At 66.4% G+C, this 13,303-nt stretch carries 13 protein-coding genes; 3 read left to right on the forward strand and 10 right to left on the reverse strand.

Translation table 11 applies throughout. The features are described 5' to 3' along the window. Positions 1-192 precede the first annotated feature (192 nt). Both QWL29_RS23055 and QWL29_RS23060 read right to left on the reverse strand, forming a co-directional pair. Complete coding sequence (locus tag QWL29_RS23055; protein ID WP_305825191.1) at positions 193-2,373, reverse strand: TonB-dependent siderophore receptor; 2,181 nt, start codon at positions 2,371-2,373, stop codon at positions 193-195. 103 nt (positions 2,374-2,476) lie between these two features. Then, positions 2,477-3,313 carry a class I SAM-dependent methyltransferase gene (locus tag QWL29_RS23060; protein ID WP_305825192.1) on the reverse strand — a complete coding sequence of 279 codons (837 nt, stop codon included), beginning with the start codon at positions 3,311-3,313 and terminating at the stop codon, positions 2,477-2,479. A gap of 76 nt (positions 3,314-3,389) precedes the next feature. Here QWL29_RS23060 and QWL29_RS23065 point away from each other — a divergent pair, with 76 nt between their 5' ends. Continuing rightward, entirely contained in the window at positions 3,390-3,818 is a 429-nt protein-coding gene (locus QWL29_RS23065) for a helix-turn-helix domain-containing protein (RefSeq protein WP_305825193.1), read from the forward strand. Between the two features lie 165 nt (positions 3,819-3,983). Continuing rightward, entirely contained in the window at positions 3,984-5,093 is a 1,110-nt protein-coding gene (locus QWL29_RS23070) for a metallophosphoesterase (RefSeq protein WP_305825194.1), read from the forward strand. A gap of 498 nt (positions 5,094-5,591) precedes the next feature. Here QWL29_RS23070 and QWL29_RS23080 read toward each other — a convergent pair whose 3' ends face one another. The 4 genes from QWL29_RS23080 to QWL29_RS23095 form a co-directional block, all read right to left on the reverse strand. Beyond that, positions 5,592-6,287 carry an aspartate/glutamate racemase family protein gene (locus QWL29_RS23080; RefSeq protein ID WP_305825195.1) on the reverse strand — a complete coding sequence of 232 codons (696 nt, stop codon included), beginning with the start codon at positions 6,285-6,287 and terminating at the stop codon, positions 5,592-5,594. 146 nt (positions 6,288-6,433) lie between these two features. Next, entirely contained in the window at positions 6,434-6,805 is a 372-nt protein-coding gene (locus QWL29_RS23085) for a hypothetical protein (RefSeq protein WP_305825196.1), read from the reverse strand. A gap of 118 nt (positions 6,806-6,923) precedes the next feature. Further along, positions 6,924-8,321: a chloride channel protein gene (locus tag QWL29_RS23090; RefSeq protein WP_370663732.1), complete on the reverse strand. Its 1,398-nt coding sequence runs from the start codon at positions 8,319-8,321 to the stop codon at positions 6,924-6,926. Positions 8,322-8,448: 127 nt separating this feature from the next. Beyond that, positions 8,449-8,946, reverse strand: coding sequence for a hypothetical protein (locus QWL29_RS23095; RefSeq protein WP_305825197.1), 498 nt, complete (start codon positions 8,944-8,946; stop codon positions 8,449-8,451). Positions 8,947-9,154: 208 nt separating this feature from the next. Here QWL29_RS23095 and xth point away from each other — a divergent pair, with 208 nt between their 5' ends. Next, a complete protein-coding gene (gene xth / locus QWL29_RS23100; protein ID WP_305825198.1) occupies positions 9,155-9,937 on the forward strand; it encodes an exodeoxyribonuclease III in 783 nt (260 codons plus the stop codon). 200 nt (positions 9,938-10,137) lie between these two features. Here xth and QWL29_RS23105 read toward each other — a convergent pair whose 3' ends face one another. The 4 genes from QWL29_RS23105 to QWL29_RS23120 are packed head-to-tail and all read right to left on the reverse strand — an operon-like array spanning position 10,138 to position 13,134. Then, positions 10,138-10,866: an amino acid ABC transporter ATP-binding protein gene (locus tag QWL29_RS23105; RefSeq protein WP_305825199.1), complete on the reverse strand. Its 729-nt coding sequence runs from the start codon at positions 10,864-10,866 to the stop codon at positions 10,138-10,140. Between the two features lie 13 nt (positions 10,867-10,879). After that, a complete protein-coding gene (locus QWL29_RS23110; RefSeq protein WP_305825200.1) occupies positions 10,880-11,584 on the reverse strand; it encodes an amino acid ABC transporter permease in 705 nt (234 codons plus the stop codon). A 10-nt stretch (positions 11,585-11,594) separates the two neighbouring features. Further along, on the reverse strand, positions 11,595-12,290 hold the full coding sequence (locus QWL29_RS23115) for an amino acid ABC transporter permease (protein WP_305825201.1): 696 nt from the start codon (positions 12,288-12,290) through the stop codon (positions 11,595-11,597). 10 nt (positions 12,291-12,300) lie between these two features. Beyond that, complete coding sequence (locus QWL29_RS23120) at positions 12,301-13,134, reverse strand: ABC transporter substrate-binding protein (protein WP_305825202.1); 834 nt, start codon at positions 13,132-13,134, stop codon at positions 12,301-12,303. Between the last annotated feature and the right edge of the window lie 169 nt (positions 13,135-13,303).

A 13,303-nucleotide genomic window follows, 5' to 3' on the forward strand; every position in this document is an offset into this window, starting at 1 on the left:
CGCGGAAGCCAAGCTTGATGTAGCCAATTACATCGCCGGCTTCTACAACTGTGAACGCCTGCACTCAGTATTGGGCAATCTGCCGCCCAGCGTCTATGAACGCACCATGGCAGCGAAAGAACCTATCGTCGTGTCCGAAATTACTTGACCACTACAAACTTGAGCAGGCTGAGCCGGCCCGGACGGGGCTTGCTAGAACCTATAGTGCACGCGGAGCGTCGCCGTACGTTCCGTGCCCGGATTGACCCAGGCCTCGCTGTACGAACTGGCGTAATACGTGCGGTTGAACAGGTTGTCGATGTTCAGCGAGATGCGCAGCCTGGGGCTTGGCGCATACGAGGAAATCAATCGCGCCGTGGTGTAGGACGGCAAAACGAACCGGCTCGATGCGGCCACGTTGCCGAAGCGCTCGCCCACGTAATTCAGGCCGCCGCCCAGCGTGGCCGCGCCGCCGGCAAGCGCGAAGCGCCGGGTGAGGATCAGGTTTGCGCTCTGTTTCGGCACGTTCGGAAAGCGGCTGCCGGTGACGATGGTGTTGTCGCCGCGGGTGACGGTGGCGTCGGTCCAGGCATAGGCGGCCGACAGGCGCAGGTTCTTCCAGATCTCGCCCGACCCGTCCAGCTCCACGCCCTTGCTGCCGACTTCGCCGGCCGAGATCGCATAGTCGGTGTTCACCGGGTTGGTGGTCAGCACGTTGGTCTTGGCTATCTTGTACAGCGCCAGCGTGGCGCTCGACTTGCCATCCATGCTGTCGAGCTTTGCCCCCACTTCGTAGGAGCGGCTGCTTTCAGCCGGAAACGCGGTGTTTTCCAGGCTGATGCCGCTGTTCGGCCGGAAGCCGCGCGCTGCGTTCGCGTACACGGCGACATTCGGCAGCGGCTGGTACACAAGACCCATGCGCGGGCTGGTCTCGGTCAGCTTCTGCGTGTTCGACAGCGCGGTGCGTACATTCGCCACGGTCTGCTCGTAGCTGTCGTGGCGCAGGCCGAGCAGCGCCTTCCAGCGTGCCGACAAATCGATCTGGTCCTGCAGGTACAGGCCGCGCGCCTGCTGCCTTTCCCGGGTCGAGGTCGACAGGGCGAGCGGATCGGACACGCCGCCGTAGACGGGATTGAAGATGTCGATGAGGTAGCCGTTGGCGGCGGACGGATTGCGGCGCAGCAGGATGCGCGCATCCCTGAAACGGTAGAAGTCGGCGCCGGCCAGCACGTTGTGGACCAGCCCTGCCGCACGCCGCTTGCCGACGATCTCGATGCGCCCGGAGGCGTCGGTGGCCGACCAGTCGCGGTAGCGGTGCTGCCTGCGCGCGGTGCGGCCGTCGGCCAGGATGTCGTTGACTTCGCTGGAGAACCCGCGCAGCGAACTGTCGCGGTAGGACAGGCCGGTCTGCAGCGACCAGTCGGAGTTGAACTCGTGGCGCAGGAACAGCTGCTGGCCGAAGGACTTGACGGTGACCTTGCCGTCGCGCGGCTCGCCGAGGAAGCGCGTGTTCGGCACCACGCCCAGCACGCCCTTCACCGCCGGCACGCCGCGGTCGAACGGCGTCTTCTGCTGCGCGGCCTCGATTTCCCAGGACAGCGTGGTCGTTTCGCCGATCAGCCAGATGAACGAGGGCGACACCAAGCTGCGTTCGCTGGTGATGACGTCGCGGAAGCTGTCGCCCTGTTCGTAGGCTGCATTCAGGCGGTAGGCGACGTTCTCGCTCAGCGGCCCGGTCAGGTCGACCGCGCTGCGCCAGGTGTTAAAGCTGCCGGCGGACAGGTCGGCCGAACAGGCGGGCGTGAAGCGCGGCTTCTTGGTCACGATGTTCACCGTGCCGCCCGGTTCGCCGCGTCCGTACAGCGCCGAGGCCGGGCCCTTCAGCACCTCGATGCTGTCGGTATTCGCGTTGTCGCGCAGGCCGTTGTAGCCGCGGCTGGAACTGAAGCCGTTGACCATGTAGTCCGAGCCGAAGTTCGGATCGCCGGTGAAGCCGCGCATGGCATAGCTGTCCCACAAACCGCCCAGGTTGCTCTGGCGCGTGACGCCGCTGCTCAGGTCGAGCGCCCCGGCCAGCGTCTGCACGCCCGCATCGGCCAGCAGGTCGGAGGTCAGCACGCGCACGCTTTGCGGCAGGTCGATCAACAGGGCGTCGGTCTTGGTGGCGCCGGTGGCGGACAGGCTGCGGTAGTTCTGGCGCTGGCCCGTTACCCGCACGGTAGTTTGAGCCGGCGCGGTGGGGCTGCCTGCCGCGCCTGTGCCGGCCGAGGCGCCAGATGCCTGGGCGGTATCCGCCTCAGCGCGTGCATGGTTGCCGGCGGCGCAGGACAGGGTGGCGAGCAGCACGGCGAGCGCGATACGGCGGGGGCGGGGTGCGGGGATTCTGGCGGTCATCTCGGACATTGGCATTTAACGATAATTCATTCTCATTATAGAGAAGACCTATCTTCATAGCAATTACAGAAATGCCGAGGCCTGCCGCGCCGGACAGCTGCCTTTAACCGGCTTGCGCGCTCGCCACCCAGCAAGCAGCCCGGAACGACACCGTGTCGCCGGTGACAAAGGCATTGAAGGCGGGCCGCATTGTCTCGATCACCCGCTGCTGCATAGCGGCGTCCAGTCCCGCGATTGCCCGCCCGACCGGCCCCATGCGGCTGAGGTAGCCGGTGAGTTCGCTCTCGGGAAAACGGCACTGTACGTCAAGCCGCTCCACCTTCGTTCCCTCCCAGCCGGCGTGCTCCAGGATGTCGCGCACCCTGGCCTCGCGGGCAAAACCGAACTGGCCCGCTTCGTCTGGCTGGCGCTGCGGCAGGCCGGGCAGCAGCGGGCGCGCAGCGTGTTCGGCCGCCGTCATGAAGGGATTGTCCTCGGCCGCGCGCCAGGCGACGAAGCACAGGCGTCCGCCCGGACGCGTGGCCTGGCGCAGGTTGGCAAAGGCGGCGACCGGATCGTCGAAGAACATCACGCCGAAGCGCGACAGCACCACGTCGACACTGGCGGGTTCGAAATGGTGGTGCTGGGCGTCGGCGCAGACGAAGTCCACTGGCAAGCCCTCCAGCGCTGCCCGCCGCCGGGCGCTGGCGATCATCGGCTCGGAGATGTCGATCCCGGTGCACCTGGCGCCCGTTCCCAGGCGCCGCGCCAGCGCCAGCGTGGTGCCGCCGGTGCCGCAGCCGACGTCCAGCGCCCGTTCCACCTTGCTGGACGCCGCCGTCTCCACCAGCAAGGTCTCGATCGGCCCGAACATCTGGTCGATCACCGCCTGCTCGTCCACCCAGGCATTGCCGGCGCCGCCCTTCCACAATGCGCCCTGCCCGCTCGTTTCCGTGTTCATTGCCTTCTCCTTGTCTGGAATAGTCGTCCGGTGCTATCGTGCCAGCTCAAGTGGACTTGAAGTCAAGGACGAATCGATGGACATCGCCGAAGTGGCGGCACGCAGCGGCTTGCCCGCCTCGACGCTGCGCTATTACGAGGAAAAAGGCTTGATCGCCTCGGCCGGCCGGCGCGGGCTGCGGCGCGTGTTCGGCGCCGGCGTGCTCGAACGCCTGGCCCTGGTCGCGCTCGGGCGCGCCGCCGGCTTCTCGCTGGCCGAGATCGGCGCGATGTTCACGGCGGATGGCAAGCTGGCCATCGACCGCACCCTGTTGACGGCCAGGGCCGACGAACTCGACCACACCATCCGCAAGCTGACGGTACTGCGCGACGGCCTGCGCCACGCCGCCGCCTGCCCGGCCGCCAGCCACCTCGAATGCCCGCGCTTCCGGCGCATCCTGGCCCGCGCCGGACAAGCGCCGCGCGCCGGCGCGGGCCTGATTTGTATGCCTGATCCGCACGCCTGAGCTATACGCCTGAGCCCTACCGCTGAGCCGTGCCGCCGACCTGCATGCGCGCACGGCCGAGCCCGGCAACCGGGCAGCGGATGGGTTAAGATCGCCGCTCTCCCGGCGCCACCTCCAGGCGCGCCGGCCCCATTCGATCATGCCGCCCGGCGGCGCAGCCAGACCATGTTTTCGATCATCCTGAACGTCATCGGTTCCCTTTTCCACTTCTACGTCGCCCACCGCATCCACCGCGTCACCCCGATCCGCAGCCGCGTTCCGGCGCGCGCCTGGTGGATAGCCGTCATCCTGGTCTGGATCGTCTACCTGTGGGGCGTGCGCCTGGGCGACGAGGCGATCGACTGGCGCTGGTGGCCGGGGCAGTTCGCCATGACCTGGCTCGGCGTGCTGTTCCTGATGACACTGTGCCTGCTGGTGGCCGACCTGCTGACCGGCTTCGGCCTGTGGTGGCGCGACCGGGCGCCGCGCCTGCTCGGCATGGCCGCCGTGGCCGGCGTGCTGGTGAGCGGTTTCGCGATCTTCCAGGCAGTGCGCGCGCCGGCAATCAGCGAATACGAGGTAGCACTGAAGAACCTGCCGCAGGAACTCGACGGCATGGTGCTGGTGGCGGTGTCCGACCTGCACCTGGGCGCCCAGCGCCGCTCGGCATGGATGGCGCAGCGGGTCGAGCAAATCAACGCCCTGCAGCCGGCGGCCGTGGTGATGGTGGGCGACCAGGTCGAGGACAATCCGCTCGGCGAGGCTGAACTGGCCGCCGTGCTGCGCCGGCTGAAGGCGCCGCGCGGGGTGTGGGCGGTGACCGGCAACCACGAGTTCTATGGCGACGTCGATACCACGATCACCGAGTTCACGGCGGGCGGCGTGCGCTGGCTGCGCAACGAAAAGGTGGAGCTGGCGCCAGGCCTGGTGCTGGCGGGCGTCGACGACATCGGCCGCACCATGCGCGGCGGCGGCGAATTCCTGGGCGGGCTGGATACGGTGGTGCCGGCGGACAGCGGCGTGGCGACCATCCTGCTGTGCCATATTCCGGCGACGCGCATCGTCGAGGGGGCGGCGGCGCGTGGCGTGGACCTGATGCTGTCGGGGCACACGCATGGCGGGCAGATCTGGCCCTTCAATTACCTGGTGCAGCGCCAGTTCCCGCGGTACGTGGGCGAGTACAAGGTCGGCGGCATGGACCTGGTGGTCAGCCGCGGCGCCGGCGGCTGGGGGCCGCGCATGCGCCTGTGGCAGCCGGGGGAGATTGTGAAGCTGACGCTGCGCTCCGCGCATTGACGGGCACGAATAATCGTAGGGTGGGCACTCCGTGCCCACGCGGTTACGAGCGCATCACCCGGACACGTATGGCGACATGTCGCTCGAAACGTCCGCCTCTGACGAACATCGGTCACGCACATCGTTCCATGCTGCCGAGGCCACGGAAATCTGCGGCACGGCCAACGTAAAATGGATACGTGCGTACCGCGTGGGCACGGAGTGCCCACCCTACGAGGATGTGAAAAAATCGCCATGGCTGCGTTGCCTCGTCTCGCCGTACGCTCGTACTGTCTTCGACTCGGCGCCTTGCCCTGACAATTTTTTCACATCCTCTACGAGTCGGAGGCCGCCGGCACGAATCGGCCCGCCTTATCCTCAACCGGCCTCTGTGGCCCTCGCCAGCGCAGCACGCGCCAGCAGGCGCGTCGAATCCAGCGTGGGCAGGCGCGAGTTGCCGGGGTTGATCACCAGCGGGACCTCCNGGAGGCCGCCGGCACGAATCGGCCCGCCTTATCCTCAACCGGCCTCTGTGGCCCTCGCCAGCGCAGCACGCGCCAGCAGGCGCGTCGAATCCAGCGTGGGCAGGCGCGAGTTGCCGGGGTTGATCACCAGCGGGACCTCCGTGCAGCCGAGCACGACGGCGTCGCAGCCCTCGGCGGCCAGCCTCTGGATCACACTTTGCAAGCGCGGCACCGCCTCCGGCGTGATGTCGCCGCACACCAGTTCATCCATGATGAGCCGGTTGATGTCCTCGCGCTCTTCCTGCGGCGGGCGCACGCATTCGATGCCGAGCGGCGCCAGCCGTGATGGATACACCTCGCTCTCGACCAGCCAGCGCGTACCCAGCAGCCCGAGCCGGCGGTAGCCGCGCGCCTGCGCCTGGGCTGCGACGGCGTCGACGATGTGCAGCCAGGGCAGCGGCGAGCGCGCGGCGATCAGGGGCAAGGCCTGGTGGATGGTATTGTCCGGGCAGATCAGGAAATCGGCGCCGCTGCGCGCCAGCTTTTCGCTCGACGCCAGCATCAGTTCGCCCACACCCTGCCAGTCGCCCGCCTCGACGCAGGCAACGTAGTCGGCCAGCGAATGCGTGTGCATGCTGACTTCCGGATGGCCATGCGGGCCGAGCTGCTGCGCGCCTTCGATGCAGATGGTGCGGTAGCACAGGGCCGCACCCTCGGCCGAACCGCCGACGATACCGATGTGTTGGGTCATACGTGTGGTACTCCACCTGTTCGTTCCAGTGCGCCGCAGTATGCACCACGGCGTGCGACGACGCACGCAACGAGACGCCCGCGCGGCATAGTGCCCGGGCGTCCCGTCTTACTCAAGCATCCGGCGCAGGCCGGATGCCTGCCCGCTTAGCGGTTCTCGCTGCCGCCGCCCGACTCGGACGCACCGCGCGCTTCGGACTGGGCTTTCTGCTCGTCCTGCTGGCGGTTGCCCGCGCCGTTCCCGGCCAGGTTGCCGATGCCGGCCATGCCGGTCTGGATCTCGCCCTTGCCTTTCGGGTTCTGGAAGCCCTCGGCGCCGCCTTGTTCGTCGGCGCCGGAGGCGAGCAGGTCATCGGTGCGCGAATCCTGCTGGCTGCTGCCCGCTTCGGTATTACCCGACATGCTGCCGATGTCGCCCGTGCCGCCGGTGCCCATGCTGCCGGCGCTGCTGGTGCCGTTCTTGGTGATCTGGTCCCAGGAGCGGCCTTGTACGTCCTGCTTGTTGCCTTTCGTATCCATCGTGCTCTCCATATCGTGACTGTGATGTCGATACTAACAATCCGGCAGAGCATCGCAATAGGTACACGGGCGATGGTGTTGTAGGACTAGCCGCACGGGGCCGTATGCAAGGGATGACTCATGCGCCAGGCTTGTCGCCGGTGCCGGGAATACGCTCGAGCTGCAAGCGCGCCAGCGTCGGGTACAGCGGCGGGCTGATCAGCCGCGACACGAAGCTGGCCACCAGCGCGCAGCTCATCAGGCTGAGCACCATCGCGTGGCCGTTTACCATTTCCATCACGATAATGAAAGCGGTCAATGGCGCCTGGGTGGCCGCTGCCAGGAAGCCGACCATGCCCAGCGCAATCAGGGCCGGCACCTGGGTGTGGAAGACCAGCAAGGCCACGTCGTTGCCGAGCGCGGCGCCAATCGCCAGCGAGGGTGCAAAGATACCGGCCGGCACGCCCGACCAGGTCGAAAGCCAGGTGGCCACGAACTTGAAGACCACATAGGCCGGGTGCATGACCTCGCTGCCTTCGACCATCGCACGGGTCGACTCGTACCCCGAACCGAAGGTGGCGCCGCCGGTCACGATGCCGATCACCGCCACCACCAGGCCGCAGACCGCCGCAAAGATCACTGGCCGGCTGCGCCGCAACCGGCTCATCGGGTCGTGCCCCCGCCCGCGCAGCGAGGCGATCAGCAGGCGCGAGAACAGCCCGCCGGCAACCCCGGCCAGCAGGGTCAGCACCAGGCCCGGCAGCAGCAGGCCGAGGTCGAGCTGGGCTACGCGGATGATGCCGAAATAGGTGGCGTTGCCGTACACCGACACCGCGACCAGGCCGGCGAGCACGATGGCGGTAATGATCAGGCCACTGTTGCGCTGCTCGGGCACGCGCGCCAGTTCTTCGATGGCGAACACGACCCCGGCCAGCGGCGTGTTGAAGGCGGCAGCGATACCGGCCGCGCCGCCCGCCACCAGCAAACCGTGCACGGGAATGCGGCGCAGGTCGGGCATCAGGCGCCGCGCCTGCAGCATGACGCCGGCGGCAATCTGCACCGAGGGGCCTTCGCGCCCGATCGACAGGCCGGCCAGCAGGCCGCCGGTGGTCAGCGCGATCTTCGCCAGGCTCAGGCGCAGGGACACGAACAGGCCGCGCGCGCCAGGGCCGGAATCGAGGGCCGCCATCACTTGTGGAATGCCGGAACCGGCCGCGCCCGGGGCGAAGCGCCGCGTGAGCCAGACCAGGCCGGCGGCCAGCGCAGGCGTCCACAGCAGCGGGAACCACCAGCCCATGCTGCGCAGGTCGTCGAAGATGTGGAAAGCGTGTTCGCCCAGTGCGGTAAAGGCGACGATGACGAGGCCCGAGGTCACCGCCATGGCGACCACGACGGCGCGCGCCCACCAGGTGCGCCAGTCCGAGAACTCGGTGCGCATTTCCAGGCGCCAGTCGTGCCGATGCCCGCCCTTGCCTGCTGGTGGAGGTGAAGGGTCCTGCGCTTCCGGTGGCTGCGCACCCGGATCTGGAGCTGTCATGTGAAACGTAACCTGGAATGAAAAAACGAGCCCGCAGGCTCGCCTTTCAGATTACTCCAGTCAGCGAATCTTGACAACTCCATTTGTGCAAATAGAGTTGTTGATGGAGTCAACCAGCGCCGCCTGATTACTTGTCCTTGACCAGCACGCGGCCGACCAGCTTGATGGTGCCCTTGCCGGTGGCCATGTCTTCGCCGCCGCTCAGGACGCCGCCGCCGGTGATCTTCGCGTACTTGCCGGTGCCGCCGGTCACCTGGAAGGTGGCGCCCGAGAACACGTACTGGGTGCCCTGGCCGGTCGGCACGAACTGGCCGCTGTAGTTGGCGTAGATCTGGTCGCCCGAGGTGGTCATCACGATGAACTTGCCGCCGCCGAAGTTGAACAGCGGGCCGATCGGCGTGATGCAGTCGGTGCCGATGAAAACCACCTTGCCCATGAGCGCGCTGTTGCCGTGGCCGCTGATGGTGCCACCGAATTTCGACAGGCAACGGCTCGCCGGGCCGACTTCCTCGACCAGTTCGCCTTCGATCTCCAGCGGCTTGTAGGCCCAGCCGCCGGCGGCGGCGTGGGCGGAAGCGGCCAGCAGAGCGGAAGCGGTAAGCACGCGCAGGGGGTTTTTGAACATGAGCATCTCCAGTGGTGGTGTGTAAAATCTCATGATAACTATTTTGCAAATTCCGGCGCGCACGCTCAGCGGTATCCGCGCGCATGCGGCGAGCCCATGCACAGGGCATGGAAAACGCATGAAAAAGACAGGAATCGGTCCGCTGGCGTGCGCCGGAACCGGCCGCACTGGCATATAAACAAGTCAACTCATCAAGATCGGAGCATCCATGCGCATCGCCACCTTCAACGTCAACGGCATCGGCAGCCGCCTGCCTGCCCTGCTCCAGTGGCTGGAAGAAACCAGGCCCGACGTCGCATGCCTGCAGGAACTGAAGGCCCCGCAGGAGCGCTTCCCGCTGGCGGAAATCAACGCAGCCGGCTACGGCGCCATCTGGCAGGGCCAGAAGAGCTGGAACGGAGTCGCGATCCTGGCGCGCGGGGTCGACCCCGTCGAGGTTACGCGCGGCCTGCCGGGCGACCCGAGCGACGAACAGAGCCGCTACCTGGAGGCGGTGGTGAACGACATCGTGGTCTGCGGCCTGTATCTGCCGAACGGAAACCCGGCGCCGGGGCCGAAGTTCGACTACAAGCTGGCCTGGTTCGAGCGCCTGATCACGCGCGCGGCGCAGTTGATCGATACCGGCGCGAAAGTGGTCATTGCCGGCGACTACAACGTGATGCCGACCGAGCTCGACGTGTACAAGCCCGAGCGCTGGGGCGACGACGCCCTGTTCCGGCCAGAAACGCGCGAAGCCTTCCACAGGCTGGTGGCGCAGGGCTGGACCGACGCGCTGCGGACCATGCACCCGGGCGAGGTGATGTATACCTTCTACGATTATTTCCGCAATGCGTACGGGCGGAATGCGGGGCTGCGCATCGACCACCTGCTGCTCAGCCCCAGCCTGGCGCCGGCCCTGGTTGCCGCCGGCACCGACCACGAGATACGCGGGCGCGAGAAACCAAGCGACCATGTGCCGGCCTGGGTCGAGCTGGATCTGTCGAAACTGTAGGGTGGGCACTCCGTGCCCACGCGGAACGCGCCGCTATGTTGGCTGTATTTGAACCCGAGACGCGGCCATGTGGAAGCGCGTCCGAATGATCGTCCCGAGGCGTTTCGACAATCGCATCGTGCGTCTCAAGATACGCAAACACGATGCGTCGTTCCGCGTGGGCACGGAGTGCCCACCGTACGGTCACGGCCCCAGGCCATTCAACGGTTACTGCGATCCGCCAGGAATTGCTGCGCGCGTGGATGCTGGGGCTTCGTGAAGAAGTCCTCCGGCGTCGCCTTTTCCAGGATCTTCCCTTCCGCCATGAACCAGATCCGGTCCGCCACGTCGCGCGCAAAGCCCATCTCGTGGGTCACGCAGACCATGGTCATGCCCTGCCCGGCCAGCTTGCGCATCACCTGCAGCACCTCGCCCACCATTTCCGGGTCGAGCGCGCTGGTCGGTTCGTCGAACAGCATGATGGGCGGGCGCATGGCCAACGCGCGGGCGATCGCCACGCGCTGCTGCTGGCCGCCGGATAATTGGTGCGGGTAGGCGTCCGCCTTGTGCGCCAGCCCCACGCCGTCGAGCAACTCCATGGCATAGGCGCGCGCTTCGGCCTTGGTGGCGCGCTTCAGGGACACCGGCGCCAGCATGCAGTTCTCCAGCGCCGTCAGGTGCGGGAACAGGTTGAATTGCTGGAACACGAAGCCGATCCCGGCGCGCAGCGCGTTCACGTCCAGGCCGCGCGCGTGGATGTCGCGACCGTCGATGGCGATGCGGCCGCCGTCGATTTCCTCCAGGCGGTTCAGGGTACGGATCAGGGTCGACTTGCCCGAGCCCGACGGCCCGCACACCACCACCACCTCGTTCTTGCCGACGGTCTCAGACACGTCGACCAGCGCGTGATACTCGCCGTACCACTTGTTGACTTGTTCCAGAACGATCATCGTTCAACTCTCTTTACAGCGAAATGGGGGCCACCGGCGTAGCGCGACGCCCCAGCCGGCGCTCCAGCATGAAGGCCAGCCGCGACAGCCCGAAGCACAGCACGAAATAGGTCAGCGCCAAAATAATGTAGACCTCGACCGCCTTGGTGAACACCAGGGTATTCACCTGGGTCGCAATGAACGACACCTCGGACAAACCAATGATGTAGCCAAGCGACGTCGCCTTGATGGTCGACACCAGCTGGTTCACCAGCGAAGGCAGCACGTTCTTCAGCGCCTGCGGCAGCAGCACCAGGCGCAGCGCCGCGAAGTAGCCCAGGCCCAGCGAACGCGCGCTTTCCATCTGCCCTTTCGGCAGCGCGCGGATGCCGGCGGCGACAATCTCGGCCAGATACACCGCGTCGAACAGCACCAGCGTCATCAGCATGGTGGTGGCCTGGCCGGTCTTTACGCCGGTCACGGCCGGCAGGAAAAAATAGGCCCAGAACACGACCAGCAGCAGCGGCACCGCGCGCACCACCTGCACCAGCGCAGCCGCCGGCCAGCGCACGGCGCGATAAGGACTCACGCGCGCGATGCCGAGCATCAGGCCGAGCGGCATTGCCAGCAGCAGCGCCGCGCCGGACAGCAAAATGGTCAGCGACAGCCCGCCCAGCGGCCCGTTCGGGTATTGGCCAACGAGGAAGTACAGCCAGTATTCCTGGATCAGTTCGATCATGCTCCGCCTCCTACACCGTACGCACCGGGAAGCGGCGCCCATACAGCTGCGCGGCCAGGGAGATGAGCAGCGACACCGTCAGGTAGGCCAGCGTCGCGAACGTGAACGCCTCCACGCTGCGAAAGCTCGCCGTCTCCACGCGCGCGGCCTGGTACATCATTTCGGCGGCGCCGATCACGGTGGCCACGCTAGTGTCCTTCCACAAATTCACGGTCTGCGACAGCAGCGGCGGCACGGAGATGCGGATCGCCTGCGGCATCAGCACCAGGCGCACGGCGGCAAAGCGTCCCAGGCCGAGCGAGCGCGCCGCTTCGAGCTGGGCGGCGGGCACGGCGCGGATGCCGCTGCGGATGTCCTCGGCCATGTGCACGCCCGCGTACAGGCTGAGCGCGATCACGGCGCAAATCGCTTCCGGATTGCTGTCGTAGAGCGCCATTTTCACCGGCTCGGGCAGCAGCTCGGGAAAGGCGAAGTACCAGAACAGCAGGTGCGCCAGCAGCGGCACGTTGCGGATGCTTTCGACGATGATGGCGCCAAGCGACTGCAGCACCCGGTTCGGCGAACTGCGCATCAGGGCCAGCAGCGCGCCGAACGGCAGCGCCAGCACGAAGCTGGCGGCCGTCAATTGCAGGGACAGGATGAGACCCTGCACCAGCCAGTCATGGTACTGGCCGGATTGCAGGATGGATGGATCGAAAAAGCTCAACTGCTATGACTCAGATCTTGTCGGTGCTGATGGTGAAGGTGCGCTTGGCCATGTTCGGGCGGGTGCCCGGGCCGTACCACTTGTTGAACAGCCCATTCGCCGCGCCGCTGGTTTCCAGCTCGCGCAGGGTGGCGTCGACCACGCCCTTCAGGTTCTTTTCGCCCTTGCGCAGGCCGAGTGCGATCGCCTCGACGCCGATGCTGGTCGGCAGAATCGTGAAATTCTTCGCGGCCGGGCCGAGCTTGCCGTAGTCGGCCAGCAGCGAGGATTCGTCGTTCACGTAGGCGATGCCCTTGCCCTGCTGCAGCGCCTGGAAGGCTTGCTGGGTGTTCTCGAAGGTGACGATGTTCGCGGTCGGCACGACGGCGCGGATGTTCGTTTCCTGGGTGCCGCCGCGGACGGTGACGACCTTTTTATTCGCCAGCTGCGGCAGCGCGGTGATGCCGCTGGCGCTGCGCACCATGACTTTCGAGCCGGTGACGAAGTGGGTCAGCGCGAAGTCGACCTGCGCTTCGCGTTCCTTGTTGTGGGTAAGCGTGGCGGCCAGCACGTCGACGTGGCCCTGCTGCAGTTCGGGAATGCGGGCGGCCACCGACAATTGCTTGAACACCGGCTTGACGCCGATCTTCCTGGCGACCGCCTTGGCCAGGTCGATCTCGTAGCCGACCAGTTCGCGGGTCTTCGGGTCGATGAAGCTGTTCGGCTCGTCGGTGCCGAGCACGCCGAAGACGATTTCGCCCTTCTTCTTGATGTCGGCCAGCTGGTCGGCATGTGCGGAAGCGGCGAACGACAGCTGCGCGGCGAGCGCGGCTGCAACAGCGATGAAAGTGCGGCGATTGCCCATGAATTCTCCAACGGCGAAATGACAAGCGGTGGAGTATAGGGCATGTCTACTTTCTTAAGAACGATAAATTTCCCATATAAACATGCCCGGTTGCTATAAGCAGGACCGCACCCGCCACCTCCACAATTTATTTCCCGCAGGAAAACCGCGCGCTGCCAGCAAGGCCGGT

Origin of the sequence: Massilia brevitalea, assembly GCF_030711405.1 — a bacterium.
GTDB lineage: Bacteria > Pseudomonadota > Gammaproteobacteria > Burkholderiales > Burkholderiaceae_D > Telluria > Telluria brevitalea.